At 45.7% G+C, this 25,362-nt stretch carries 27 protein-coding genes; 20 read left to right on the top strand and 7 right to left on the bottom strand.

Going from position 1 to position 25,362, the window contains the following annotated elements; genetic code table 11:
* Nucleotides 1–149: 149 nt before the first annotated feature.
* The 17 genes from CL667_16865 to CL667_16785 all read left to right on the top strand — a co-directional run bounded on the left by CL667_16865 (nt 150) and on the right by CL667_16785 (nt 17,198).
* On the top strand, nt 150–2,855 hold the full coding sequence (locus tag CL667_16865; GenBank protein ID MAL19371.1) for a copper-translocating P-type ATPase: 2,706 nt from the start codon (nt 150–152) through the stop codon (nt 2,853–2,855).
* A gap of 18 nt (nt 2,856–2,873) precedes the next feature.
* Nucleotides 2,874–3,251, top strand: coding sequence for a copper-transporting ATPase (locus tag CL667_16860; GenBank protein MAL19370.1), 378 nt, complete (start codon nt 2,874–2,876; stop codon nt 3,249–3,251).
* 23 nt (nt 3,252–3,274) lie between these two features.
* The gene (locus tag CL667_16855; GenBank protein MAL19369.1) at nt 3,275–3,466 is read left to right on the top strand and encodes a YHS domain-containing protein; all 192 of its coding nucleotides are present in this window, start codon (nt 3,275–3,277) and stop codon (nt 3,464–3,466) included.
* Between the two features lie 39 nt (nt 3,467–3,505).
* On the top strand, nt 3,506–3,742 hold the full coding sequence (locus tag CL667_16850) for a hypothetical protein (GenBank protein ID MAL19368.1): 237 nt from the start codon (nt 3,506–3,508) through the stop codon (nt 3,740–3,742).
* A 23-nt stretch (nt 3,743–3,765) separates the two neighbouring features.
* Nucleotides 3,766–3,945: a hypothetical protein gene (locus CL667_16845; GenBank protein MAL19367.1), complete on the top strand. Its 180-nt coding sequence runs from the start codon at nt 3,766–3,768 to the stop codon at nt 3,943–3,945.
* Nucleotides 3,946–4,062: 117 nt separating this feature from the next.
* Nucleotides 4,063–5,211 carry a hypothetical protein gene (locus CL667_16840; protein MAL19366.1) on the top strand — a complete coding sequence of 383 codons (1,149 nt, stop codon included), beginning with the start codon at nt 4,063–4,065 and terminating at the stop codon, nt 5,209–5,211.
* 24 nt (nt 5,212–5,235) lie between these two features.
* On the top strand, nt 5,236–6,027 hold the full coding sequence (gene lgt, locus CL667_16835; protein MAL19365.1) for a prolipoprotein diacylglyceryl transferase: 792 nt from the start codon (nt 5,236–5,238) through the stop codon (nt 6,025–6,027).
* A gap of 296 nt (nt 6,028–6,323) precedes the next feature.
* Entirely contained in the window at nt 6,324–6,686 is a 363-nt protein-coding gene (locus tag CL667_16830; GenBank protein MAL19364.1) for an NADH-quinone oxidoreductase subunit I, read from the top strand.
* Nucleotides 6,687–8,951 carry a hypothetical protein gene (locus tag CL667_16825; protein MAL19363.1) on the top strand — a complete coding sequence of 755 codons (2,265 nt, stop codon included), beginning with the start codon at nt 6,687–6,689 and terminating at the stop codon, nt 8,949–8,951. It begins immediately after the preceding gene.
* A 12-nt stretch (nt 8,952–8,963) separates the two neighbouring features.
* Nucleotides 8,964–9,866 carry an NADH-quinone oxidoreductase subunit H gene (locus tag CL667_16820; protein MAL19362.1) on the top strand — a complete coding sequence of 301 codons (903 nt, stop codon included), beginning with the start codon at nt 8,964–8,966 and terminating at the stop codon, nt 9,864–9,866.
* Complete coding sequence (locus tag CL667_16815) at nt 9,866–10,381, top strand: hypothetical protein (protein MAL19361.1); 516 nt, start codon at nt 9,866–9,868, stop codon at nt 10,379–10,381. Before CL667_16820 ends, CL667_16815 begins: the two co-directional genes overlap by 1 nt.
* A 5-nt stretch (nt 10,382–10,386) precedes the next feature.
* Nucleotides 10,387–10,695, top strand: coding sequence for an NADH-quinone oxidoreductase subunit NuoK (locus CL667_16810; GenBank protein ID MAL19360.1), 309 nt, complete (start codon nt 10,387–10,389; stop codon nt 10,693–10,695).
* 7 nt (nt 10,696–10,702) lie between these two features.
* Complete coding sequence (locus CL667_16805; protein ID MAL19359.1) at nt 10,703–12,589, top strand: NADH-quinone oxidoreductase subunit L; 1,887 nt, start codon at nt 10,703–10,705, stop codon at nt 12,587–12,589.
* Nucleotides 12,590–12,592: 3 nt separating this feature from the next.
* Complete coding sequence (locus tag CL667_16800) at nt 12,593–14,071, top strand: oxidoreductase (GenBank protein MAL19358.1); 1,479 nt, start codon at nt 12,593–12,595, stop codon at nt 14,069–14,071.
* A 5-nt stretch (nt 14,072–14,076) separates the two neighbouring features.
* The gene (locus tag CL667_16795) at nt 14,077–15,438 is read left to right on the top strand and encodes an oxidoreductase (protein MAL19357.1); all 1,362 of its coding nucleotides are present in this window, start codon (nt 14,077–14,079) and stop codon (nt 15,436–15,438) included.
* A gap of 226 nt (nt 15,439–15,664) precedes the next feature.
* Nucleotides 15,665–16,486 (top strand): hypothetical protein, encoded by an 822-nt coding sequence (locus tag CL667_16790; GenBank protein ID MAL19356.1) that lies wholly within the window; start codon nt 15,665–15,667, stop codon nt 16,484–16,486.
* Nucleotides 16,428–17,198, top strand: coding sequence for a hypothetical protein (locus CL667_16785; protein ID MAL19355.1), 771 nt, complete (start codon nt 16,428–16,430; stop codon nt 17,196–17,198). The genes CL667_16790 and CL667_16785 overlap by 59 nt, the downstream gene beginning before the upstream one ends.
* Before the next feature lie 9 nt (nt 17,199–17,207).
* Here CL667_16785 and CL667_16780 read toward each other — a convergent pair whose 3' ends face one another.
* The 5 genes from CL667_16780 to CL667_16760 all read right to left on the bottom strand — a co-directional run bounded on the left by CL667_16780 (nt 17,208) and on the right by CL667_16760 (nt 19,387).
* Nucleotides 17,208–17,630 (bottom strand): sulfurtransferase, encoded by a 423-nt coding sequence (locus tag CL667_16780; GenBank protein ID MAL19354.1) that lies wholly within the window; start codon nt 17,628–17,630, stop codon nt 17,208–17,210.
* A 131-nt stretch (nt 17,631–17,761) separates the two neighbouring features.
* A complete protein-coding gene (locus CL667_16775) occupies nt 17,762–18,061 on the bottom strand; it encodes a thioredoxin family protein (GenBank protein MAL19353.1) in 300 nt (99 codons plus the stop codon).
* 108 nt (nt 18,062–18,169) lie between these two features.
* Nucleotides 18,170–18,403 (bottom strand): electron transporter RnfE, encoded by a 234-nt coding sequence (locus tag CL667_16770; protein MAL19352.1) that lies wholly within the window; start codon nt 18,401–18,403, stop codon nt 18,170–18,172.
* Between the two features lie 72 nt (nt 18,404–18,475).
* The gene (locus tag CL667_16765; protein ID MAL19351.1) at nt 18,476–18,955 is read right to left on the bottom strand and encodes a hypothetical protein; all 480 of its coding nucleotides are present in this window, start codon (nt 18,953–18,955) and stop codon (nt 18,476–18,478) included.
* A gap of 45 nt (nt 18,956–19,000) precedes the next feature.
* On the bottom strand, nt 19,001–19,387 hold the full coding sequence (locus CL667_16760) for a hypothetical protein (protein ID MAL19350.1): 387 nt from the start codon (nt 19,385–19,387) through the stop codon (nt 19,001–19,003).
* A 228-nt stretch (nt 19,388–19,615) separates the two neighbouring features.
* Here CL667_16760 and CL667_16755 point away from each other — a divergent pair, with 228 nt between their 5' ends.
* From CL667_16755 to CL667_16745, 3 genes are all read left to right on the top strand, one after another.
* Nucleotides 19,616–20,404, top strand: a complete 789-nt coding sequence (locus tag CL667_16755) for a GntR family transcriptional regulator (protein ID MAL19349.1) — start codon at nt 19,616–19,618, stop codon at nt 20,402–20,404.
* Nucleotides 20,405–20,903: 499 nt separating this feature from the next.
* Nucleotides 20,904–22,190 (top strand): hypothetical protein, encoded by a 1,287-nt coding sequence (locus tag CL667_16750; GenBank protein ID MAL19348.1) that lies wholly within the window; start codon nt 20,904–20,906, stop codon nt 22,188–22,190.
* A 239-nt stretch (nt 22,191–22,429) separates the two neighbouring features.
* Nucleotides 22,430–23,089: an SAM-dependent methyltransferase gene (locus CL667_16745; protein MAL19347.1), complete on the top strand. Its 660-nt coding sequence runs from the start codon at nt 22,430–22,432 to the stop codon at nt 23,087–23,089.
* Here CL667_16745 and CL667_16740 read toward each other — a convergent pair.
* Complete coding sequence (locus CL667_16740) at nt 23,086–24,519, bottom strand: two-component sensor histidine kinase (GenBank protein MAL19346.1); 1,434 nt, start codon at nt 24,517–24,519, stop codon at nt 23,086–23,088. The two genes, CL667_16745 and CL667_16740, sit on opposite strands and share 4 nt — an antisense overlap.
* On the bottom strand, nt 24,519–25,244 hold the full coding sequence (locus CL667_16735) for a DNA-binding response regulator (GenBank protein MAL19345.1): 726 nt from the start codon (nt 25,242–25,244) through the stop codon (nt 24,519–24,521). Before CL667_16735 ends, CL667_16740 begins: the two co-directional genes overlap by 1 nt.
* Nucleotides 25,245–25,362: the final 118 nt, after the last annotated feature.

Here is a 25,362-nt window from a genome sequence, read left to right as displayed (position 1 = left end):
ATCTTTCTCAGTATATCAATCTAAATATTAATTTCAGATTCTTTAGCTCATTTAAGGTTGTCTTAAGGTAGTAGGTATTATCATTGGGTAGAAACTTGAAAAAGAGGCTTGATGAAAAAGTCGAATTAAAACCTATAACGGAGAAACCAATGGCTAAGGATGTTGTATGCGGAATGGAAGTTGATAATGATTCTCCATATCAAAGTACCTATAAGGATAAGACCTTTAAATTCTGCTCGGAAAACTGCAAAACAAAATTTGATGAGAATCCAGAAAAGTATGTTGCCAGGCATCAGGATTCTCCGGCTACCTACCAAATAACGACAAATGGTATTGAAAAAATTCAATTGCCTATTGTAGATATGCATTGTGCTTCCTGTGCCACAACCATTGAAAAAGAACTCCGGAAATTGCCGGGCATTAAGAAAGCAGTCGTTAATGGTGCTACCGAAAACGCCTATGTTGAATATGAAGGTTCTGAGGTTTCTGTTTCGAAAATAATTGATTCTATAAAAAAATCAGGTTATAGAACCGGGTATGCGAAGTTACGGCTTCATATTTCCGGAATGCACTGCAATTCATGTGTGTCGCAAATTGAAGAGGAACTTGAAGGTACTTCGGGCATACTCAGTGCGAGCATAGACCTTGGGACTGAGGCAGCCCTTGTAAAATATATCCCCTCAAAAGTTGATTATCCTGCTCTTAAAAACATCATTGAACGGATGGGATATCAGGTATCAGAAATTTCCCATAAATATGATGAGAACGGGAGTGATACCCAAAACACCGCAGAGGGAAATCAGGGTAGTAGTGACCCTGTAGATGAAAATGAACAGGCACGGAATAGAGAATATAAATCATTGATGTGGAAATTCATCTTTTCAGCGGTTATCTCTATTCCGGTAATGATTTTCAGCTATCCTGATTTCCTTGGACTTCCAGACCAGTTCCAACGGGGTACCGACCTGCTGTACTGGATTTGGTTCTCCATGGGCGTGGTAACGTTGCCGGTAATGTTTTGGGCAGGCTCACATTTCTATACCGGAGCTTGGGCAGCTTTTAAAAACCGGTCGGCCAATATGCATACCCTCATTGCAGTGGGTATTACGGCAGCTTGGCTGTACTCTACGGTAGCTGTATTATTCCCGGAAATCTTTCCAACTGAAGCATTGGCTGAAGTATTTTATGATGTTACCGCTGTTGTAGTTGCTTTAGTTAATCTGGGCTTAGCTCTTGAGATTAAAGCAAAAGGTCGGAGTTCGGAGGCTATTAAAAAACTAATGGGCCTACAGGCTAAAACAGCCCGTGTAGTACGTGATGGGAAGGAACAAGATATACCCGTTGAAGAAGTAGTATTAGACGATATTATTGTGGTTCGCCCCGGAGAGAAGATACCGGTTGACGGGGAAATCGTGGAAGGCTCTTCGGCTATTGACGAATCGATGATCACCGGGGAATCCATCCCGGTTGAAAAACATAAGGGTGATGAGGTGATTGGCGCCACCATCAATAAAACGGGTTCATTTAAATTCCAGGCCACCAAAGTAGGCAAAGACACGGCACTTGCACAGATCGTACAAATGGTCGAGGAAGCCCAGAGTTCCAAAACACCCATCCAGCGTGTAGTGGATAAAGTTTCAGGTTATTTTGTCCCTGCTGTCATTATCCTGGCTATCGCTGCTTTCGTTGTCTGGTATCTTATAGGGCCTGCCCCGGCACTAATTTACGCTTTGGTTGTTGCCGTTACGGTACTGATCATTGCATGCCCCTGCGCTCTGGGCTTAGCAACTCCAATTTCATTAATGGTAGGTGTAGGCAAAGGAGCTGAAAATGGTATCCTGATCCGCAGCGGAGAAGCGCTGGAGACCGCACAGAAACTTGATACCATTGTCTTAGATAAAACGGGTACCATTACAGAAGGACAACCCAAGCTGACCGACATTGTTACCGCAAACGGCTTTAGCGAGGATGAGATTCTGAATATGAGTGCCAGCGTGGAACGCGCTTCCGAACACCCGCTGGGGGAAGCCATCATAAAAGGAGCAGAAGAACGAGAACTTACTCTTCTGAACCCCATAAATTTTAACGCCGTGCCCGGTCACGGTGTAGAAGCCGAAGTGAACGGACGAAAGGTACTTCTCGGAAATGTTAAAATGATGAGAGATAACGGCATCGATACAGGCAATTTACTGGATCAAAGCACCAAACTGGCCGATGAAGGTAAAACTCCAATGTTTGTTGCAATAGGCGGAAAAGCTGCCGGAATCGTGGCCGTAGCCGACACCGTAAAAACCGATTCCAAAGAAGCTATAGCTCAACTTAAGAACATGGGACTGGAGGTCGTCATGATAACCGGCGACAACCAGCGAACCGCTGATGCCATTGCACGCCAAGTGGGTGTGGATCGCGTTATGGCCGAAGTGCTGCCCGAAGATAAAGCCCTGAATGTGCAAAAACTCCAAAATGAAGGTAAACGAGTAGCAATGGTAGGCGACGGCATCAATGATGCACCAGCGCTGGCCCAGGCCGACATAGGGCTGGCTATCGGCACCGGAACGGATGTAGCCATCGAAGCCTCCGACATCACCCTGATCAAAGGCAGCCTGAAAGGTGTGGTATTGGCGATCCAGCTTTCCAAGGCGACGATGAGAAATATCAAACAGAACCTGTTCGGAGCCTTTGCCTATAACACGGCCGGTTTGCCGGTTGCCGCAGGGTTGTTGTATCCGTTCTTTGGTATCCTGCTTTCGCCACTGATTGCCGCTGCCGCCATGGCTTTTAGTTCTGTAACAGTTGTTACCAATGCTAATCGGCTGCGCAAGTTCCAACCAAAATTTTCAAAAGCTAATAAATAAACTTAAAAGGAGATTATCATGACACTTGATGAAATTTTTGTACTAATCGGTGGAATCCTGCTTATCGCGCTTGTCGCGTGGTATTTCTGGTTTTCCAGCTCGGAGGGCACCCGTGTTCAAAGCGGTACAGGTGGGCTACAGGAAGCCCTGATTAAAGTAAAGGGAGGATATAGTCCCAATGTTATTGTAGTAGATGCCGGTAAGCCGGTGAGGTTGAATTTCCTTCGCGAAGAGACGGCCGCCTGCTCCGAGCAGGTGATCTTTCCGGACTTCGGAAAGCAGGCTACGCTAACCCCGCATAAAACCATTTCTGTGGAATTTATCCCCGATACACCTGGCGAATACGAATTTCAATGTGCGATGGGTATGCTGCGAGGTAAACTCATCGTTGAATAAATCTATAAATCACAACCAATAACATGGAGGATACCATGAAAGCACAAAACATCTGCCCTGTAATGGGACACGAAATCGAAGACCCAACAAGCGCCCCCAGCAGTGAGTACAAGGGAACAACCTATTACTTCTGCTGCGAAAATTGCAAAACAACATTTGATGAAAATCCCGCCGATTTTATAGGAAGCAACGGTAGCCACCATCATCATCACTAAGTACAATATTCAATAAATAACACCCCTGCCTTTGGATCTATGAGGTCGGTAATCTTTGGGCAGGGATTTAATTTTTGCAAAATGGAACATCTTAATCTAAACAAAGAGTGTGTAGTAACCGGAAAAGAGGTAATAAACCCTCAAAGCTCTCCCAAAAGTAGTGTCAATGGCAATACATGGGCGTTCTGTACTACTACCTGTAAAGAAATTTTTGACCGGCATCTGATTAAGTTTGCCGAAAAGAAGATTCAGGAAATTCAACATTATTCTATCTAAAGTAAAAACATTGGGAGGTACTTATGTCACATCATGCAATCTGTCCTGTAAGCGGTTTAACTATAGATAACCCTGTCCTTTCCCCTCATATAGAATATGAGGGCATGGAGCTATTCTTCTGTTGTCCGTCTTGCGAGGATACTTTCTTAAGAGAACCTGACTATTACATTTCTGGTCATAGATCCTTTAGTTTTTCTAATTAATGCACCGAAAAACCCCTATGCATTTGGTCCTGATACGGCTAATTGCATTTCAAATCATTTTGTTCTTAAAACATTAAGGACTATTCAAATATTTTTTAAATCCTATTGGAAGTTGGTATGAAAAAGGAACAAATACATATCATTGGAGCCGGCCCTGGTGGATTAGTAGCTGCTATCAATTTAGCCAAAGCCGGATTTCCGGTTACCGTTTATGAAATGTACTATGAGGTCGGTAAACGCTTTAACCATGATTTCCAGGGTATCGAAAACTGGTCAACCGAAGAAGATACTCAAGAATTTTTGAGCCGTATAGGTATTTCAGTGAATTATCTCTTTGAGTCCCTCGAAAATGTTGAGTTTTTTAATCCTTCTGGTCAAAAATACCATTATAGCATGTCACGACCCCTTTTTTATTTAATTGAACGAGGTTCTAACGAATGGAGCCTGGATCAGGGGTTGAGGCGGCAAGCAGAAGAAGCAGGAGTTCATTTTGAATGGGGAACAAAAATAACAAAGGTGCCTGAAAACGGCAGAGTAATAATAAGCACTGGCCCAAAAGGCGGTGATGCAATTGCGAAAGGAATCATTTTCTCTACAACTCATAAAAATTACTATGCGGCTTTCCTTGGTGATGATATTGCCCCACATGGTTATGCTTATTTATTGGTACATGAGGGTAAAGCTACATTTGCGACTTGTTTGTTTGAAAAATTTCCCAAGTCCCTCCATTATTTTGAAAAAGCTTTAGGTGAAATGAAAAAGCACATCATGATAGATATACAGGATTCAAAATATTTTGGCGGTTATGTCAATTTCTCACTAAATCAAACGCTGGTTAAAAACAACCGCATCTATTATGTGGGAGAAAATGCCGGGTTTCAAGACGCCTTGTTTGGCTTCGGCATGCGCTATGCCATGCACTCTGGATATCTGGCGGCCCAAAGCATCATCGAGAATCGTTCCTATCCTAACTTGTGCAAAGAGCATATCATCCCAAAAATGGAGGTGTCGTTGGCCAACCGCTGGTTGTTTACCCGCTTGGAAGACCTGGGATATACCATTATGCTCGACCGTCTGGCAGAAAAGGACGATATAATTCCTACCCTCCGAACTCAGTATAACCCAAGCTGGTATAAAAAGATTGTTTTTCCGGTCGCCAACCGGGCTTTCAAAACCCGGCTGGAAGACAAACAGTGTATGCACGAAAACTGCTCATGCGTATGGTGTAAGCATGGAGAGCACGACTATGCCGAAGTAGAATGCTAACATTAACCTCATTTTTTAAAAACTATGCAACCCATTCTTTTTGAACTCGGCCCGTTTACCATTCATACGGTTAGCCTGTTTCACACTGGTGGCATTCTTATAGGAATATGGTGGCTTTATCGTCAGGCCATAAAAAACCGCGTCGACCCTCAAAAAATAATGGATCTGGCTGTCATCGTCGTCCTCTGGGCCATTATTGGTGCGCGACTTTTCTCTATCCTGTTCGATGGCAGCCTGCAGTGGTACCTGCAAAATCCATTGAAAATTCTGATGCTCTGGAATGGAGGCTTTACGTTCTATGGAGGTTTCTTGTTCGGACTAGGAGCCGGGATTTGGTATGTACGAAAACATGATCTGGACTTATGGCAAATTAGCGATATGGCAGCGCCCGGCCTGGCGCTGGGCATCGCCTTTGGACGACTGGGCTGCTTCTTTTCGGGAGACAGTTTCGGCAAACCGACGGATCTTCCCTGGGCGGTTACCTTTACTGATTCAATGTCGATGGCCCCAACGGGTATCCCACTGCACCCCACCCAAATCTATTCCACGCTTGTCCTATTGGTAGTATTTGGCATTTTGCTTTGGTGGCAAAAACAGCAGCGTTTTAAAGGAGAAATCTTCCTGGTTTTTATTATGCTTTATTCTGTCGCACGGTCTTTTGTAGAAATTTTTAGAAATGATCCCCGGGGCGTTTATCTTGACGGCTTAATTTCTACCTCACAGATTATCAGCTTATTAGTGATAATACCAGCCCTGTGGCTGTATTTTACGAAACTTCGTCAAAACAGGCGTTTAAAAGTTGAACCTTCACAGTAATATAAATTTAACACTGATTATTTTTAAACAACTCTGATCTGATATGTTAACCTTACTCTGGTCTATACTAACATTCATTTTCTCGTATTTTATATATTACAGGTTTAATAAACTCAAAAATCCTGTTTCTGAGATGTGGCAATACTCGAAATACAGCAGGCGAAATTTTGATTATCAACCAAATACAGCATTTGCTGAATTGGAAGAGGCAGAATATGAAATTATTGAATGAATTTAGTTATTTGAATCAATTGAATATTATTGTGTTTATAAATTTATCATCATGACTAAGTAATATGGCTCCTTTAACTCAATATCTACTCCTGCTCGGCATGGGGATTACAACAGCCGGTTTAGTGTGGATGCTTTATCTTATAAAGCAGTCGCTGGGCCAAACGCTGGACGAGCCAGGCAAGGACATCCCCGCCGAAAGCGGAAACCTGGCGCCCAAACCGGCCTGGCTGCGTTATCATGTACACTACTACGGCTATGCCCTGCTCTTTTTGGCCTTTGATATGGAGATGGCCTACATGTACCCCTGGGCAGTGGTTTACAGAGAAGTAGGCATTCTGGCCCTGCTGGACATGGGCGTTTTTCTGATGATTTTATTTCTGGGACTTATTTATACCTGGACTCAACTCGGACTCAAACGCCAATAAATGCCAATGGAAACGACTATGAGATACGGAGCACGAAAAGGAACCATGAATTTCTGGCGGCGATGGCTGGCAAAAGCCGCTTCACAGGAGCTGGTAATATTTCCGGTTCCGGGTGCCGACCTGTTGCGCATGTATCAATCTGAACCTTTACACGGAGAAGCCCGGCTGGCAGACAGTCCCAAAGAGGCCAATGTTCTGCTGGTTGTTGGAGATTTAAGTGCGGAACTGACCGAACGGGCGGCCACCGTTTACGCACAGATGCCGCGCCCCCGGGTGCTGGTTATGGCCGGGCCGGAATATCTTGACCCGCTTCCTCACCCGGATGTTCACGTTGCCCTGGAAAAAGATTTTCTTGACACCGCAATGCCTGCCGCCCGAGAATGCCTGAGAAGTTACTCGTGGACAGATGAGGCGGAGCCGTACCGACCGGAACCATTGGTCAGCAAAATAGAAGAAGCCGGTCAGCAGCAGGGCCATATGCATGGCCATGGTGGCCACGGGTCGCACGATCACGGTCATGAAGGGCACAAGGACAGTGAACATACAGGTGATGAGCATCGCCACGAAGAACATAATCACTCCGGCCTTCAACATGATGAAACGGACAAGCACAAGCATGACCACCAGGCTCATCAACACGACTCACATAGCGAACACGAAGGGCATCGACATCATGATCATGGAGAACATGATCACGGGCATGAAGGGCATCAGCACAAGGGACACAACCATGGAGAGGAGCACCAGGAGGATGATCACTCTCAACACGAAGAGCACGGACATAGCCATGAAGGACATGACCACGGAGGTCCTCAGCATGGCGATCACGAACATGACGGGCACGACCACGGCCCGGGCTTTATGTCGATGATAGCCATGACCAAAGACCTGCCCCGCAGTCCCGACGGACTGCCGATGGAGTGGAGCGATGTACAGTTTGGACCCTTTCACCCGGGCCTGCCGGGCGGGCTGCGCCTCTCCATGAAGCTGGACGGAGATACCGTCGTCAAAGCAGAGGCTAGCCAAGGCCTGTTGGGACACAACCTGCCGGCATCCGTCCTGAACGACCCCGCGTCCCTGCCGGAGTATCTTGCGGCGGACCATCCTATGGCGCAGGTTACCTACCGGCTTCTGGCACAAAAAGCGCTGGTAAACTTTTCCGGTAAAACGCCGAATTCCACACTTACCCTTTCAGAGGCAGTGCTGCTGGAAAAAGAGCGGATAACCAGTCATCTGAACTGGCTGGCTGTTTTTGGCACAGCACTGGGCAGCCAATGGATGCGGGATCAGGCTGTAAAACATTATCACCGTTTCCAAGACGAGGCCGGAGATGCCAGCCGGCTCTCCGAATTTATCGGCCGTATAAAAAAGATGCCCTATTTGAAATTAAAATTATCCACCGCCGGAAAACACCGGGTGGAAATGGAAGATCACAATCAGGGTCACGAGCATGAGGCCCACGATCATAGCGGACACGGCCATAACCACGGAGATCACTCGGGTGACGAACACCATCATGCAGGTCATAGCCACGAAGAACACAAGGGGCACGAACATCATGAGCATGGCGGGCATGATCACTCAAAGCATAGTGGACACGATCATTCGGATCATGAACATTCAGGGCACGGAGGTAATGAAGGGCACGGCCACGAAGATCACTCGCATCAACACGGCTCCCATTCCTGCCATGAAGAACATGATGAACATCACCACCATGAGCACAGCGGCCACGCGGGTCATGATAGCCACGATCACTGCCATGGGAGCGGAGATGAAAAAGATCAGGATGCCGGTACTGTTTCCGGCCAGCTGCCGGATGAGACCACAGGCCCGGTGGCACGGGCGGCGGGTATTGAAAATGATCACCGTTTAGAGGAACCTGTATATCAGCACGCCGGCTGGACTCCCGTAACCGCTGCCGGAAACAACGCTTGGAGCCGGCTGATGGTACGGCTGAACGAAATGGAACAAAGCCTTCGGTTTATAGCCAAGGCGGGAAATGATTCCGGTGGTGTATCTTCACAAAAAATCGACATACCATCTACCGGGATGGGAAATGGTATTGCGCACATCGAGAGCCCCCGCGGTATCGTAACGCTGAAATTTCATATCCATGAAGGTAAACTGGCTCACATGCAGCTTAACACGCCATCGACCGCGCTGGCGGACATCATACAACACGTAACCGAACAGCACGAGCTGGCCGATGCACTGACGGCCGTAGCCTCACTGGACATTTCACCCTGGGAAATTCATCATTAACAGACGCAAGCTATGACTCCTTTTTTAACCGTTTTTATAATTACCCTCCTGTTTTTGAGCGGTGTTTATGTGGCAGCAGTAATGGAACGCTGGTCGGTGACGGGGACCGTGAACTGGGCCGGCCCCGTGCGCTCATTTTTACTGCTGTTTGCCCAAGAGGAGATCAAAACCCGGAAGCACGACAAGGTCTTTTTTGAAACTGCCCCGGTTTTGTTTATCGGAGTGATACTGCTCACCATTTCTATTCTGCCCTTCGGCCGGGACAGCGTGATCATCGACCTGGGAACGGGTGCCCTGTTTATTAATGCGGCACTGGTGTACATCATGGTTTCTCTACTGATGGTCGGATGGGCCGTGAACGGCGTGTACGCCATGGTAGGGGGGTGGCGTGCGCTGGCCCAGCTTATCGCCTACTCTATGCCAGTGGTTATGGCATTGACGGCTACGGTGATGCGTGCCGAATCGATGTTTTTAACCGATATCGTGGAATCCCAACAAGGGCTGTGGAACATCTTGTACCAGCCGGTAGGCTTTATTTTATTCTATATTTCAACGCTGGCTATTACCTTTCTTCCTCCTTTCAACCTGCCGGTAGCCAAGGGAGAATTGGCAGGAGGAGTCTGGGCTGATCTCACCGGCGCCCGCAAGCTGCTGTTTCGCCTGGGGCGGCTTACCCTCGTGTTCACCATATCGGCAGCGGTAGTGGTGCTGTACCTGGGAGGATGGATGGGGCCCTGGCTGCCCGATTTTGCCTGGACCTTTCTGAAGACCCTGCTGGTGGCGGCCTCCTTTTTTGCCATTGGCCGTTTTATGCCGCGCATCCGGCACGACCACCTGTTGGAATACAACTGGAAGTACGGGGTGCCTTTAGCTCTTTATAACATTTTTCAAGTCGGAGTAGTCTTGCTGTTATGATATCTCTACAACTCATATTACTTATTATATTCGGCCTGGTGGCCATCTGGTTCGGGTGGCGCGTCTTCATGACCAGCTCCATGGTACGCTCAGCTCTCTCACTTCTGGCGTCCATGGTGGCCATCGGCATATTATTTCTCGTTATGGAAGCCGAGTTTTTAGGTGTTCTGCAAATCATGATGATGGGAACCGAAATGAGTATCATGGCCATCTTTATGATGATGTACATGATGGATCCTGGCGGGCTGGGACAGATGGATATGTATCACCAGAAAAATATCTCCATAGCAGCGGGCGTAATTGTAACCGTATTGATAGTCGGTGCCGCTCTTACCACCGACTGGGGTACAATAGCTACTCAGTTTCCGGGGCCGCATGAGCAAAACCGGCTGCTGGGTATGGAAATTCTGAAGCGGTCGATGATGATCTTCGAAACCGCCGGGGTGACCATTCTTACCGGAATGATCGCCTCTATCGCAGTCGCTTTGTCAATTAAAAACAGCGTGGAGAAGTAAACACTATGGAGCTATTAATTACAGCACTTATTATTGCCGCCGTCCTTTTTGGTATAGGGCTCTACGGCGCCTTAAGTCAGACAAATTTGGTAATGATCATGATGGGAATTGAACTGATGCTGGGAGCAGCCATGATCAACCTGGTAGCTTTTTGGCGCTTTCTTCATCCCGACGCCTTCTCCTTGCAGATGTTTGTGCTGGTAGCCATGACTGTGATGGCTTTGGAAGGAGCCGTCGGCTTTGCCATTGCCACTCAGCGGTTCCGTACCTCGGGAACGGTTGAAATGGAAGAATCAGCAGAATTAAAAGGATAGTACCTATATGGCAGCAATATTACTTACCATATTAGCTCCACTGGCGGCAAGTGCCTGGATTATCGTAACCCGGAAAAAAATAGGGTATGCAGCCTTAACCGGGGCAGCAGGCTCTCTGGCCGGTTCGATACTGCTTTTTATGGCCGCTTTGAACGGCGCTGTTACTCAACTGCAATTTACCGGGCTTCCGGGAATGCCCTTTCGCCTCGAAGCCACAGAAATGGCGGCCGTACTTGCTCTGGTTGTCGCTGTGATTACCACCTTCATTTTAGTGTATGCCATCGGGTATATGAAAGAAGAAAAAGGAAAACTCCGTTTCTGGAGCGGCATAACGCTTTTTATGGGGGCCATGCAGTTGTTGGTGTTAGCCGGAGACTGGATCTTGTTTGTGATAGCCTGGGAGGTTATGGGCTTTGCCTCCTATTTGCTGATCGGCACCTGGTACTGGAAGAAAGAAGCTGGTGACGCCGCAAACAAAGCGTTTATTATGAACCGGGTGGCCGACCTCGGGCTCTATGTCGGGGTATTCGTGATCATTCTTGCCGGCGGGTCCAGCCAGATTTTAGCTGAACCCGTACAGGGCGTTTCTGTAGTGGGAACCCTGGCTCTGCTGCTGGCGGTAATGGGTAAATCGGCACAGGTTCCTTTCCAGAGCTGGCTTTCGGCAGCCATGGCGGGCCCAACACCTGTTTCGGCCCTGCTGCATTCGGCCACAATGGTGGCGGCAGGTATTATTCTGCTGCTTAAAGCCTTCCCTCTTTTCCCGCCGGACGCTCTTTTCTTGATCGGCTTAGTGGGAGGAATAACCATCCTGCTCGCCGGTGCAACTGCCATATTTTCCGAAGATATCAAACGTATGCTTGCCGCGTCCACCTCAAGTCAGCTTGGTTTTATGGCGCTGGCTATTGGCGCCGGGTATCCGGCCGCGGCCCTGGCCCACCTGATTGCCCACGCTTTCATGAAAAGCAGCTTGTTCCTGGGAGCCGGAATCTTTCAGCACGAAATGCATTCCACAAATTACGAAAAGCTCAAAGGCTCAGGAAAGAAACTGAAACTGGCTTTTTCAGGATTCGCCGTGTCCGGGCTGGCCCTGGCCGGGATCCCTCCATTAATCGGCTTTTGGTCGAAGGATGCCATCCTGACGGCAGGCCTGCAGGCCGACCCGGCCTCATGGTACTTTTCCGCTGTGCTGATTGGAGCTTTTTTTACTGCTATCTATATGGGCCGCGCATTCGGAATTTTATGGAAAGGACACAGCGAACCGGAAGAAAAGCCAAAGAAACTGCCTTGGATGCATCTCGGATTTCTAACCCTGGTAACGGCTGTTATTGCAGGCTGGTTGTTTCTGGATCCTTTGGTTGAAACGTCAGGTTTTTCCATTCCAAAAGACAACATTGCCATGATAAGCGGGCTTGGAGCTGCTTTTCTTGGTTTGGCAGCAGGCTGGTTTGCCACCGCTCCCATCTTTAAAACCCAGGTGTGGATGTTTTTCCGGGATAACTATCCCGTAGCAGGCGGCTACACCAATGTTATCGTGCAACCGTTTCAGATGCTGGCAACCGGCGCAAACCTGATCGAACAATTTCTGCTTCAATCTGTCTTTGAGATTGGCAAGGCGTTTTTAATGTTGGCGCGCTGGCTGGCCAATGTGCCGGACCGTGCGATGGCTTTTGTGATCGACCAAATCGGGACATTCAATCTGAACATCGGCCAATGGTCCCAAATAACGGACGATCGCGGCATTGTGGAGTGGATTGCCGGCTTGGTGGCATCCATCCAGCGACTGGGCCAATACGGGCGGAACATTCAATCGGGACTGGTTCACCGCGAACTAGCATGGTCGGTGTACGGTATGATCTTAGCTTTAATTATTTTATCACTAACCTATCTGTAAATCATGGATTTTTCATCATTACCATTGCTCTCAATCACTACATTCTTGCCGGTTATAGGGGCACTTGTCATTATGGTACTCCGCCCCAAACAAACCAAAACCGCCTATGGTATTGGGATAGCCTTCGCGTCACTCACCCTGTTGGCTGCTATTATGATCTGGATACAGGGTATAGGCAGCAGTTTGTCACAAGTTGAAGAACTCAGCTGGATACCATCCTTAGGCATAGCTTACCGGTTGGGAGTGGACGGCATTAGCTTTCCCCTGGTGCTGTTGACGGCATTTTTGTTCCTGACCTCGCTGATTTTTTCTGCAAAGATCAAGGATAGCGCCAATATCTTTATTCAACTGGTTTTGATGCTGGAGACCGCCTGTCTTGGGGTATTCCTTTCGCTTGACCTCTTCCTTTTTTACGTGTTTTTTGAAATCACTCTTGTTGGCATGTATTTTATCATAGCCAAATGGGGGCACGAACATCGCAAAAAGGCGGCTTTAACTTTCTTTATCTATACCCTGATAGGCAGTTTGTTTCTGCTGCTGGCGTTTTTGGCGCTGTATCTTTTTTCCGATACCAATACGTTTGACATACAACAGTTGATAACAAATCCTACCATAACCGGACTTGCAGCTACGCTTACGTTCTGGGGATTATTTATCGCTTTTGCTATTAAAACACCGCTTTTCCCATTCCATACGTGGCTTCCTTTGGCTCACACCGAAGCACCTGCTGCCGGAAGTGCCATCCTGGCGGGGGTGTTGCTGAAACTGGGCACCTATGGTTTTATTCGCTTTCCATTGCAAATGACGCCTGATGCATTTCGTGAATTTGCACCTTACGTCATCGTCATTGCCGTCTTTACAGCGCTGTACGGGGCTTTCGTAGCCTTGGCCCAAACCGACATCAAACGGATGGTGGCCTACACCAGTGTAAACCACATGGGGTATCTGATATTTGGTGTGGCCATAGCAGCCGTCACCACTACCACATCCGGAATGATTGCCCTGGACGGAGCGGTACTTCAAATGATAAGCCACGGTGTGGTTACAGGGGTGCTTTTCCTGCTGGTAGGAGCTCTTCAGGATCGCACTGGTACGCGGGAAATGAACGAAATGACCGGTCTGCTAAAAACCTATCCAATATTAAGCGGACTTTTTATGCTCGCGGCCTTTGCTTCTCTGGGACTGCCCGGGCTGGCTCATTTCCCTGCCGAGTTTCAAATCTTTTTAGGCGGCTTTGATGTGTACCCGGTCGCCGTCGGGATCATCATCATTGGCTTGCCGATTACTACAGCCCTGTACCTGAGGGCTATTCAAAAAGTATTTTTAGGTACCTTGCCGGAAGGATTTACCGGACTTAAAGATTTGGGAAGCCGAGAGCTGTGGGCTATTGTTCCTTTGATATTAGCTACCATACTGATTGGAGTATATCCCGATTCCCTGCTCTCGATGATTCATGCTACAACTAATTTCTTCGGACTGTAATAACGATGGCAACTGATTTACTGAATATTTCACCACAGCTTATTGTTTTATCCACCACGGTTATCGTGTTATGCCTGGAAATGGCCCGATTACCCCGGGCTGCACTATGGGCTTTGGTGGTTGGCATGCTCACAGCCACCGGTGTTGCCGTAGATATGCTGGGGACAGACACAACAGCTTTTTCCACTACCTTCCGTGTTGACGCACTCAGCTTGTGGGCCGTCATCATTCTGGGGCCGGCAACCATCCTTTTTGCTTTGCTGGGCCGATCGGAGCTGAAAGATTCGGCCCGCGAAGGCACCATATACAGCCTGATGGGCTTTTCAGCCTTGGGAGCCATGATTTTGGCGGGCAGCGGAGATCTCATGTTCATTGTACTGGGCCTGCTTATTAGTACTCTTGCCGGTATGGCCATGGCAGCTCACCCCAGGAACGACCCTTCCAGCGAAGGAGCGATGAAGTACTTTATTTACGGATCAGTAGCCGGAGCCATCATGCTTTTCGGGCTAACCTTCTGGGCGGGCCTTGCCGGAACGACGCTGATTTCCGGGATTAACAATCCTGACTTATCCTCTTATGCCGTTATGTTCGGCTTTATTACCCTGGTAATTGGAATCGGCTATGCGGCTTCCCTGTTTCCCGTCCATTTCTGGACGCCCGACACTTTTGAGGGCGCACCCGTCTCCATAGCCGCCTACCTGTCGGTAGTTCCCAAGATAGGGGCCCTGTTTGCACTCGCGCAGGTGGTTCGTGATCTTCCGGTTTCCCTTGTTGACTGGCCGTTGATCCTGGCCGTGCTGGCCGCGCTGTCCATGACCTTTGGCAATGTGGTAGCGCTGTGGCAGGACAATGTGATCCGGCTGCTGGCCTACTCCACTATTGCACAGTCAGGGTATTATCTGTTGGGAGTAATCGGAGTGGGACAAAGTACGCTTGCGATCGATTCAATGGTGGTTTTTGGGGTAGCATACCTGCTTATGAACGCAGGCGCTTTTGCCATTACTTTGGGCGAAGGCACCCGGCTGGACGATTTTAAAGGCATGGGAAAACGCCGGCCCTGGCAGGCGGTGGGTATGACCATTTTCCTGCTCTCCCTGGTAGGGATGCCGCCCCTGGCCGGCTTTGCCGGCAAATTTCTACTGTTTGGGGCAGCCATAGAATCCGGATATAGCTGGCTGGCGGTTGTTGCCATCCTGAACAGCGCAATTTCTCTTGCAGTTTATATGCGGATTGTGGTACCCATGTTTTTTCAGGAAGCCGAAGATGGGCAAATCAGAACTTACGCTCCGGGAACATCCTTCGTATGGATAAGCACATTTGTCTTAACGGTAGTTGTGGGGATCGGTGTTCAATGGTTTCTGACCTAAAAATCGACTAAGCATGCATGCATTTTATCTTATTTTGGGTATTGTCCTTCTTGTCGTAATTGCTTACGACTTTTTCTATACCACGCTTTCCTTCAACGGGGCGGGGTACCTGTCACGGTTGACGAGCAGGTTCCTCTCGGCCCTTTTCCTTTTTTTAAACAGATATATCCCCCGGCGAAACGCGTTGCGCTACTCCGGGGTAACGCATATCCTTTTTCTACTTGGAATGTGGATTGGGCTTCTATGGATCGGATTTTTCCTGCTGCTCGTCAGCGATCCCCGCTCTATAGTAGAAGCAGGCACAGGATCTGCCGCAAGCGTTCTTACCAAGCTGTATGTAAGCGGATATACCCTTTCCACCCTGGGAGTAGGTGACTATATACCGGGTTCCGAAGGGTGGCAGATTATAATGGCCGCCTTTTCATTTGCCGGCTTTATTTTCATAACTACCGCCATGACTTATCTGATGAGCCTGACCACGGCGGTGATCCACAAAAGAAATCTCAGCCTTTTTATAGCAAACATGGGAGATACACCTGAAGAAATTCTCATCAATCTGTATTCTTGTGAAGAAGAGCATTTCATAATGTTGCCAGATTTTTCAATCAAGCTCAGGGAGATGATCAATAAACATAACCAGAATCACTATGCCCACCCGGCTGTGCATTATTTCTACAGTACGGCAAGGGATGAATCAGTATCCATCAATTTGGTAAATGTAGATGAAGCAATAACAATTTTGATTCATTATGTTGAACCAAACAGATGGCGGGAACAGGATATTGCACCGCTCAGAGACGCGATTACCAAATTTTTGGACACAGCACGCCGTCATTACCATCAAATGCCGGAAGAAATCGATAGGTTTCCGCTGGATATTGAATACCTAAAATCCAGGAATGTTCCATTAAAAGAGCATCAAGCCATGTCTTCAAATAGTTATGAAATGAATGAACGCAGAAGTTCATTGCATGGATTGTTACGTAGTAATGGTTGGAGCTGGAATGAAGTTTACCAAAAGCAATCGAACAAAAACAATTTTAAATAAGCACCTATTCCTCATGCGCATCATTACTTATTTCCTAAGCATTATCCTTTTGGCGGTTTTGCTTCCGGTCCACCTCCTTCAGGCCCAACAATCTGAGGAAATGCTATTGTTTGAAATTGATGGCAACCGATACAAAAAATGTAACTATAGCAAAGAGGGAGAATTGGAGTCATACCAAAAGCTAATTGTCGGCTCTATTCAAGAAAACACCAATACCTACCGCCTGCCTGTTGAACTTTATTCATATAATGCTAACGGTGAACTCCAGGACAGTACCAAAACTCTTTATACTTGTCGGCCGGACGAACAACAAGTGCTTTTGAATGTTTTCTCTTTTACCGACTATGGCAAGGGCAGTGAAATTAAAGTCAATTTGTTAGATTCGAAAACATTCTACCCGATTTCTCCCGAGCCCGGCTGGGAGATGAAACCTATTGAATTTGCTTTGAATATCGACAAGGGTTTGGTTGGATTTTTGGGCGGAAAAAGCAAAATTACCATCTACGAACGGCGTGTGGTATCCAACGATACCCTGCAGACCGAGCAGTATCAAATTAACTCGGGAGTAGATATTGGTGTGTATGTAATGGGCATTAAGGTGAAAGGATTTGGGTACCGTGTTATTGAAATCATTGACAAGGACCGGGGAATTATCTGGCAAAAATTTACCAGTGAAGACGATGACAGCTATTTTGTGATCCGGTTGATTTGACCCGAATCGTCATTCCCCATTTTCGGTAACTGGCAGTCCCAGGGTGATCCAGTCGTGCATGCCGCCGCGGTAATACCATATTTTTTCGGCGGGATACCCTGCCTCAAGCAGCATATTGATCGCCTTTTGCGACTGCGGGCACTGCGGCCCGTTGCAGAAGAAAACAGTCGGCTTTGACCGGTCCAGCTCATCCATACGGTCCACGATATCTGAAAGGGGAATGGCAGATGTTCCGGGGATACCCACTCCATGACGCGTACCGGGAGCCCGTACGTCAACCACCGGTAGTCCCTTTTCAAGATGCTCGATTATCTCACATTCACCGATGGTTTGTACTCCTTCGGCGGCCTGAATCGGTTGAATTTCTCCCCACGTAACATCTACCGTTACCAATCCCTTAGTATCCGAAATATACCGGGGAATCATTTGCATTTTTTCTCTTTGTGTGATACGCTCCAGGAACTGTTCTCCTTTGTCCATTCTATTTTATCTATATTTTGGGAATTGATTTTTAAATATTTCTTCCACTACTTGCTGAGAATTCTATTGAGCTGAATGCTTCTTTATATGTCATTACTCAAAGCTGTCTTTGGGGGCAGATTTTTTTTGCCCTGATCAAATAATTTCAGAGAGAAGAGCATTTTAAGTTCTTGCTTAGTGGGAAGAGATTGTTCGCGCTCGCCTCGAAATACAACTTCTCCATCAACGATCATGTTTGGTGAAGAACGTATATTGAAACGGGCAGCCAGTTCAGGATGTTCTTCAACATACTTTACTGTATAAGGTATATCCATTTTCTTCAATCTCATTTCTAATTGAGGGCGATGATTGCAGTCTTTGGTTGCTAAAATAAGTACTTTCATTTTTAAAGCTTTTGTGTTTGATGTTCAAGTTCTGATTTAGAATTTCATAGTTGTTTATTGTTTGTGTACAAACTGATTGTTCAATATTCAGATGTGCAGTTCGTTTTGCTAACGCATCAGATCCTTTTTTTTCTCTTCGTACTCTTCCTTGCCGATTTCACCCCGGGCATATCGTTCTTCCAGGATGTCTAAGGCGCTCTTGTTTAGCCTGTTATTGCCGTTGCCGGGCCAGCCGCCGGTTGATGTGGCGGCCCATTTCACCAGTACCACAATTACGGCGATTATCAATATCCACCAGAAAATCATCATCCAACCACCTCCGAATCCGTTAAACCAATGCATAATAATTGCTCCATTATTTTAGGATTAGGAACTGACCGGGGTACTAGCCCCAGAAAAATTCCTAATTATATTCTACTTGTGATGTTGTTCGTGATTTCCATTTCCAGACCCCTTATCGTCCTTATCCATCATGCCTTTTTGATCCATTATATCGCCCTGCATCATCATCTGCATGCACATCATATTCATCTTCATCATGGATGAATCGCTCTTCATGTCCATCATTTTAGACTGATCCATATTGCCGTCCATCATAGACTGCATCATCTCCATGTGTTTTTGCATGCGCTGTTTCATTTCAGGATTATTCTTCATGTTTTTCATCATGGCTGATTGACCCATGCCTACAGATCCCACCATTTTTTGCATCATCTGCTTGCGCATTTCGGGGTTTTGTGCCATATGATCCATCATCATAGAGCGCATGGTGGAATCCTGCATCATTTCCTGCATCTGTTGTTTTTTCATTTGCATATCTTTGTTTTGCTGTTGGGCAAAACCGATACTTGTAAAAAGAAAAAGAGCTGATAAAATTAGTGTTAACCGTTTCATAGTAGTCACCTTTGTGTTTGAATTAATTATTAGTTGAATTATTTATTAAAGATTGCCGATTACCTTATCTAATTTATCTCTTACCTGGCCTGCAATAGGATGCAGATCATCATTGGTAACGGCTTGCATGGAAGCCACCGGATTAACGGCAGAAACTTCCACCGTGCCATCCTCATGTTCTTCCACAATGACGTTGCAGGGTAGCATTACCCCTATTTTGTCTTCCGCCTGCAGCGCTACGTGCGCAAAATTGGGGTTGCAAGCGCCCAATATTCTGTATTTTTTAAAGTCTACATCCAGTTTCTTTTTCAAGGTGTCTTTGACGTCAATTTCCGTCAACACACCGAATCCCTCTTCTTTGAGAAGCTCAGTTACTTTGGCAATGGCCTGATCGAATGAAAGTTTTACTTTCTTTGAAGTGAAGTAATTCATGCTATTCTTTCCTAATGTTTTAATGTTATATAATTACTTGTTAATACAAGTAAACACCACTCCAAATATAAAGGTCAAACCTTAAATGAAGCTTAAATGCGGAAGAGTGTTGTAGAAAAATTCAAATAACATCATTATCAACATTTATTAAGTTGTATTAACAGGTATGGTTATTTTTTCAGCGTTTGATTATTTTAGTTTTAATTAAAACCAATTAATCTGGATTTCATGGACATACAAGAAGGCATCCCTCTTCACAAACAGATTAGCGATTGGCTGCGTAATCAGGTCAATGATGGCTCGCTCAAAAAAAACGAAAAGCTACCCTCCGAGAATGAGCTGAGTGATTTTTTCAATGTCAGCCGGGTTACGGTGAGGCGGGCCCTGCAGACGTTAGAGAATGAGCAGCTTATTTACCGCTGCCAAGGGGTTGGTTCGTTTGTGAGTGATAATCGGACACACCAGTCGTTTACCGAACTAAAGGATTTCGAGGAAGAGTTATCCGGAGCCGGGTTGCAAGCATCCTCTAAAGTAATCTCTTTTAAGCAAGAGAAAGTGACCCCGGAGATCTGCTCATATCTGGGTGTTAAAGAAAACGCTATCGTGGTTAAACTTGAACGTGTTCGGCTCGGGAACGGACAGCCCATCGCTTATGACATCACCTGGCTTCCCGTATTCTACGGGCAGCTTATAGATGGATATGACTTACAAGAGACGACCCTATTCAAAATATTAGAAAACGAATTTGAAATTCCGGTCGATAATGGATGCTATCGGCTGGAAGCTGCGGTTGCCGATGCATCACTAGCTTCTCAACTGGAGATAGAAAAACATACTCCCGTACTTTTGATCAACAGAATATCCTATACTTTTGGGAATAAACCGGTTTACTTTCAAAAACGGTATTATAGGAACGATCGAATGATTTTTGAGATCCGCACTGAGAGGAGAAACTCCGATGTTAAGAAACAAAACCTTACCGCTGTAAGTAAGCTTCACTCATCTGTGAATATCTAAGATAAAGCAAAAATCCATGAGTACAGAAGCAGCCAATACATTCGAAAAAGGGGTATAGACTTCTATTCTTCCTGGTAAAAGGCTTGTCTTAAATTAATTGCGCATATAAAATTTTAGCAAAAGCATCCAGGGGTTTGTTGTTGTTTGTCGGTCCATATGTCCAGATTTAGTCATGATACCCCTTACTAAACCGTCCCTTCGACTGATCTGAAGACTTCTTGAATAGAAATAATATTATCAAATTTGCCACTTTTTTATAGCCAGAATCACTATCAAAAAAACCAGGTGTGCCACTATTTTCATCTTTACACTATCAAATCAAATATATTATCAACCTTTTGTTTGATTTAAGCTTGTTTTAAGGATAATGGTATTAATATTGAGTGGAAACTTGATTTTCAATTGTCATTCGAGACCATACTTGGAATTAGAATACAGGAAAGATCAGGAAATTAAAAAAATTCTAATACTCAACATCAAATAATTAATGGACACCACTATGAAACTCACCATCAAACTAGTCACTTTTGTGATTTTCGCATTTTTTTTAAGTGCGGGAACCGTTTTCGGGCAATTTACCAATGACCTGCAATATTTCAAATATCAGGATCAGCGGGGTGTCAATCAGTTCGAATCGCCATTCAAGACAACTGTAAAATTTGAGGGTATTGAAGTACGAATTGGCGCGGCAAATACCCTTCAGTTTCAAGGGCTTCGGCACGATAATGCAGCAGGTTCCCTCTCCGATTTGGAATCAAACTTTAATCTGGCTACTTCCAACTTGGATCTTGATGTAGCTCTGGCTAATGGTGTGCGTATGCACTTACGCACCTACCTTTCATCGCAAAATCATAATGAAGCATATGTAAAAGGTGGTTATCTACAAGTCGATCGACTTGATTTTATTCAAGAAGATTTTCTGGGCGGATTGATGGATAAGCTGCGCTTTAAGGTAGGACATATGGAGCTAAACTACGGGGATAACCATTTTAGAAGAACTGACAACGCTCAGGCTATTTTTAACCCGTTCGTCGGAAATTACATAATGGATTCGTTTACAACCGAAGTGGCCGGTGAGGTATATTACTACAGTGGGCCAATGTTCGCTATGATTGGCCTTAGCAACGGAAAATTGAACCAAAGTGTTACCGATGCCACTGGAAATGGTTTTAATACTAAACCCTCAATGTACGGTAAACTTGGGTTTGAAAGGCAAATCAATGACGATCTGCGTCTGCGCCTGACCGGCTCTATCCTCAATATAACACAGTCGCCTTCTATTTATCTATACTCTGGCGACCGGGCTGGTACCCGTTACTACAGTGTAATAGACGAAGGTTTCCGCGCAGGTCGTATTGCCCCCAGCTTCACCCCAGGCTTTGGCCAGCCTTCCGCTCCCGGTGAAATGACTGCTTTAATGATCAACCCATTCATCAAATACCAGGGCCTGGAGTTTTACGGAGTATTTGAAAATACCTCAGGAAAATTGAAAGCAGCTCCCAATCGCCGAACTTTTAATCAGTATGGAGCAGAACTACTCTACCGGTTTGGTGCCGGGGAAGATTTCTATATCGGTGGCCGATACAATCTTGTTGACGGTGAAACGGCTAACGGAAATATCGAAATCGACCGCATTAACATTGGCGGTGGCTGGTTCCTCACCAAAAATGTACTGGCCAAACTGGAATATGTAACTCAGAACTATGACGGAGAAGGTTATGCCGGTTCGCCTTATGCCGGTGCTGAATTTAATGGCATAATGATGGAAGCCGTCATCAGTTTTTAAAAAAGTAGCTTGTAATCCCAATCATTTATGGCGCTGTGATAAACTTCGCCATATCTTTACATAAACTACGAAAGCTGTCTGAATCCAACCTACTGCTTTATTTTAATCATGAAAGCATTATCAGTCCCGGTAACTTCTTTAATACCTCAACCGACAAGATGTGCTCCAAAACTTTCCCACTAATATAAATCAAGCCAGTAGTGGGTTTGCCGCTTTCTATTTTGAATTAGCTGGTCAATATGGAACTTCACGATTTTAGTACGAAAAAAATTTCCCAACAAACCGAACATACCCGAAAACGCTATAACGTCAGTTCGGTGGTGTATGACCTTATGGAATGGCCGGTTGAGTGGATATGGTATAACAAATGGCGCAAACTGCTTTGGAAAAAGGTAGAAGGCCCAAATGTGCTTGAAATAGGCATAGGTACGGGAAAGAACATATCTTACTACCCAAAAAATATTCAGGTCAATGGTATTGATCTCTCTCCCAAAATGCTGGAGCGGGCAAAGACGGTGCTTTCCAATTATCCAAATGAACGTGTCAGGCTTCAAGTAATGGATGTCCAAAATTTGGACTTTCCTGACAATTATTTTGACGAAGTGGTGGCCACTTTTGTTTTTTGCTCAGTGCCCGATCCCATATTGGGTTTGAAAGAAGCCCTACGAGTCACAAAACCGGGAGGTAAACACCATCTACTGGAACATATGCGCTCTCGGAATCCGTTATTTAGTTCAATGATGGTTAAGCTGGATGGCCCTATTCACTATCTGAGTGGTGTCCATATTGCCCGCCAAACGGTGGAAAATGTGGAAGCTGCGGGATGGAAAATAGAACAAGTAAAAGATTTGACTATGGGAGGAATTTTTAAACGGATCAAAGCTACCAAATCCCACTAAGTTTTTTGTTCTTTTACTAATGGAAGTTCCACCACAAAGGTGCTCCCTTTACCGGGGCCATCGCTGTATGCCCTTATTTTACCGCTATATAATTCAACTATCGCTTTAACCAGTGGAAGGCCCAAACCGCTTCCGGGCTGATTTTGTACTTCCTGCTGCGTATCACGGTAAAATCGTTCAAACAGGCGGTCCCTGGTATCACCATCAAACCCGACACCGGTATCACTTAGGTGAAGTACGGCTTTATTGCTGGATTGTTTAAGTTCCAGATTAATGGAGCCTCCAGCAGGAGTATATTTCAAGGCATTTTCCAGCAAGTTGTTGATAACCTCCTCGATATATGCTGCATGTGCCCGGACATCCAGATTGGGATCAATCTGCGAGTGAACATCTATATTCTTCTCTTGGGCATCATCCCAGTATTTGCCCGCCACCACTTCCGCAATGCGACTAAAATTAACGGTATCTGGCTTTGCTCGGTGGACCGACTCCACCCTCGAAAGTTGAAGGAGCAAGTGTACCATTTCACTCATTCGTCTCACTTCCACCAGCATTCGCTCAATCGTTTCCCGGTACTCTTCGATTGATCTGGGTTTTCTAAGCATGATTTCGGCCTCACTTTGCAGGGAGGAGAGGGGGGTCATAAGTTCGTGAGAGGCATCAGAAGAAAATCTTTTTTCTCGTTCAAAACCTTGCTGAAGTCGATTGAGCATTATATTAAAGGTTTCTGCCAGGTCAGTAAGCTCGTCTCGGACCTGATAATTTACAGGTATTCGCATATCCAGATCAGTGGCTGTAATGGATTTTGCTGCGTCGATGATAGCTGCTACCGGGGACAACGCTTTTTTTGACAGCCAGTATCCCCCGAGTATAGAAAAAGCAACACTTATCGCTATGAGAAAAAACAAATACTGCCTGAACCTGGTTAATTCTTCATGGAGGGTCCATTCAAAACCAGTGAGTTCCAGCCAGCCGCTCAGACTTCCGTTGTTGTCTTTTATTGGATAGTAAAGTGTACGAGCAGGTAATGACTGCCACTCACTGCTGAAAGAATTTTCCTGTGGTTCTTTGGGTATCTGGCGTTTAAGTGGTTCTTCAACACCAGAGAAGTTTGGACTATTATAAACGAGATTGCCCTTTTGATCGTATAATCGAACATACGTACCATACTCCACACCGCCTCTAAGTGCTTCATTCCTGCTGTACCCTGTCAAATCAATGGAAAGTGAATCTTCAGCTTGAATATTTGGAAGCAGCTGTTCGGCCTCAAACAGCAGGTGACGATCATAATTATGGTGGATCGATTGATGAAACGTTTCATATAAAAAATATCCAAACAAACTAAGCATCAAAAATAAACTTAATCCATACCATAAAGCCAGCTTCTTTGATATGGAAAGCTCATTGTAAAATGAAAAGGATGGCTTCATTATTCCTTGTAATTTTTAAATAAGTCAAAGTTAAATCGGTAGCCTGCTCCCCGTATGGTTTCTATGATCTGATCATTTTTTCTAAGTTTATAATCATCAAGATCCTCAAAAATGTCGCTTAGTTTTTGGCGCAGGGTTGATATAGTAGCTTCTATTGTGTTATCAGACACATAATAGGCCGATCCCCACACCCTCTCTGCAATTTGAGTTTTTGAGAATACGGTACCCAAATGGGTCATTAACAACTCAAGCAAAACAAACTCTTTTTGTCTCAAAGTCAGAGACATTCCTCCAACCGTTACAGTATGTTTTCGTGCGTCAACTTCGATGGGCCCAATTTTAACTATTTCGGTATTTGAAATATCGGCAGACCGTCGGGATAATGCTCTAATTCGCGCCAGAAGTTCATCAAAAGAAAAGGGCTTGCCCATATAATCATCGGCCCCGGCATCCAAGCCAGATACTTTATGGTCAAGATCGCCCAGCGCTGTGAGCATTAACACCGGGAAGTTCCTGTTTTCTTTGCGCCAGTGTTCCAAAATCTCTTTTCCGTCTCGATGAGGCAGTCTCCAGTCTAAAACCACCATATCGTAATCATTCACCAACCCTTGCAGCTCTGCCTCCTCGCCGTCGTGCTGTACTTCTACTACGTATCCTTCTTCCTCCAAGCCTCTTTTTAGTGAGTTTGCAAGCTGCTTTTCGTCTTCAACTAATAGTATCCACATATATCTAAAAATTAACTGAGTTTTAAAATCTTAATGTAAGTTTCCTCAAATAACTTTGCTTTAAGCTTAATTTAAGGTTCACCATTTATATTACAAATTAGCTTAAAAGCCTATGAGT

The organism is Balneola sp. (assembly GCA_002694685.1).
Taxonomy (GTDB): domain Bacteria; phylum Bacteroidota; class Rhodothermia; order Balneolales; family Balneolaceae; genus Gracilimonas.
This window is presented reverse-complemented; position numbering and strand designations above follow the sequence as displayed.

What these genes read in the sequence shown, in the direction of transcription:
- CL667_16860 (MAL19370.1), top strand. Translation starts at nt 2,874, where the DNA reads ATGACACTTGATGAAATTTTTGTACTAATCGGTGGAATCCTGCTTATC.
- CL667_16755 (MAL19349.1), top strand. Translation starts at nt 19,616, where the DNA reads ATGGACATACAAGAAGGCATCCCTCTTCACAAACAGATTAGCGATTGG.
- lgt (MAL19365.1), top strand. Translation starts at nt 5,236, where the DNA reads ATGCAACCCATTCTTTTTGAACTCGGCCCGTTTACCATTCATACGGTT.
- CL667_16785 (MAL19355.1), top strand. Translation starts at nt 16,428, where the DNA reads ATGGTTGGAGCTGGAATGAAGTTTACCAAAAGCAATCGAACAAAAACA.
- CL667_16805 (MAL19359.1), top strand. Translation starts at nt 10,703, where the DNA reads ATGGCAGCAATATTACTTACCATATTAGCTCCACTGGCGGCAAGTGCC.
- CL667_16740 (MAL19346.1), bottom strand. Translation starts at nt 24,519, where the DNA reads ATGAAGCCATCCTTTTCATTTTACAATGAGCTTTCCATATCAAAGAAG.
- CL667_16850 (MAL19368.1), top strand. Translation starts at nt 3,506, where the DNA reads ATGAGGTCGGTAATCTTTGGGCAGGGATTTAATTTTTGCAAAATGGAA.
- CL667_16775 (MAL19353.1), bottom strand. Translation starts at nt 18,061, where the DNA reads ATGAAAGTACTTATTTTAGCAACCAAAGACTGCAATCATCGCCCTCAA.
- CL667_16845 (MAL19367.1), top strand. Translation starts at nt 3,766, where the DNA reads ATGTCACATCATGCAATCTGTCCTGTAAGCGGTTTAACTATAGATAAC.
- CL667_16800 (MAL19358.1), top strand. Translation starts at nt 12,593, where the DNA reads ATGGATTTTTCATCATTACCATTGCTCTCAATCACTACATTCTTGCCG.
- CL667_16830 (MAL19364.1), top strand. Translation starts at nt 6,324, where the DNA reads ATGGCTCCTTTAACTCAATATCTACTCCTGCTCGGCATGGGGATTACA.
- CL667_16765 (MAL19351.1), bottom strand. Translation starts at nt 18,955, where the DNA reads ATGAAACGGTTAACACTAATTTTATCAGCTCTTTTTCTTTTTACAAGT.
- CL667_16820 (MAL19362.1), top strand. Translation starts at nt 8,964, where the DNA reads ATGACTCCTTTTTTAACCGTTTTTATAATTACCCTCCTGTTTTTGAGC.
- CL667_16750 (MAL19348.1), top strand. Translation starts at nt 20,904, where the DNA reads ATGAAACTCACCATCAAACTAGTCACTTTTGTGATTTTCGCATTTTTT.
- CL667_16865 (MAL19371.1), top strand. Translation starts at nt 150, where the DNA reads ATGGCTAAGGATGTTGTATGCGGAATGGAAGTTGATAATGATTCTCCA.
- CL667_16840 (MAL19366.1), top strand. Translation starts at nt 4,063, where the DNA reads ATGAAAAAGGAACAAATACATATCATTGGAGCCGGCCCTGGTGGATTA.
- CL667_16745 (MAL19347.1), top strand. Translation starts at nt 22,430, where the DNA reads ATGGAACTTCACGATTTTAGTACGAAAAAAATTTCCCAACAAACCGAA.
- CL667_16735 (MAL19345.1), bottom strand. Translation starts at nt 25,244, where the DNA reads ATGTGGATACTATTAGTTGAAGACGAAAAGCAGCTTGCAAACTCACTA.
- CL667_16855 (MAL19369.1), top strand. Translation starts at nt 3,275, where the DNA reads ATGGAGGATACCATGAAAGCACAAAACATCTGCCCTGTAATGGGACAC.
- CL667_16810 (MAL19360.1), top strand. Translation starts at nt 10,387, where the DNA reads ATGGAGCTATTAATTACAGCACTTATTATTGCCGCCGTCCTTTTTGGT.
- CL667_16795 (MAL19357.1), top strand. Translation starts at nt 14,077, where the DNA reads ATGGCAACTGATTTACTGAATATTTCACCACAGCTTATTGTTTTATCC.
- CL667_16825 (MAL19363.1), top strand. Translation starts at nt 6,687, where the DNA reads ATGCCAATGGAAACGACTATGAGATACGGAGCACGAAAAGGAACCATG.
- CL667_16760 (MAL19350.1), bottom strand. Translation starts at nt 19,387, where the DNA reads ATGAATTACTTCACTTCAAAGAAAGTAAAACTTTCATTCGATCAGGCC.
- CL667_16780 (MAL19354.1), bottom strand. Translation starts at nt 17,630, where the DNA reads ATGCAAATGATTCCCCGGTATATTTCGGATACTAAGGGATTGGTAACG.
- CL667_16770 (MAL19352.1), bottom strand. Translation starts at nt 18,403, where the DNA reads ATGCATTGGTTTAACGGATTCGGAGGTGGTTGGATGATGATTTTCTGG.
- CL667_16790 (MAL19356.1), top strand. Translation starts at nt 15,665, where the DNA reads ATGTGGATTGGGCTTCTATGGATCGGATTTTTCCTGCTGCTCGTCAGC.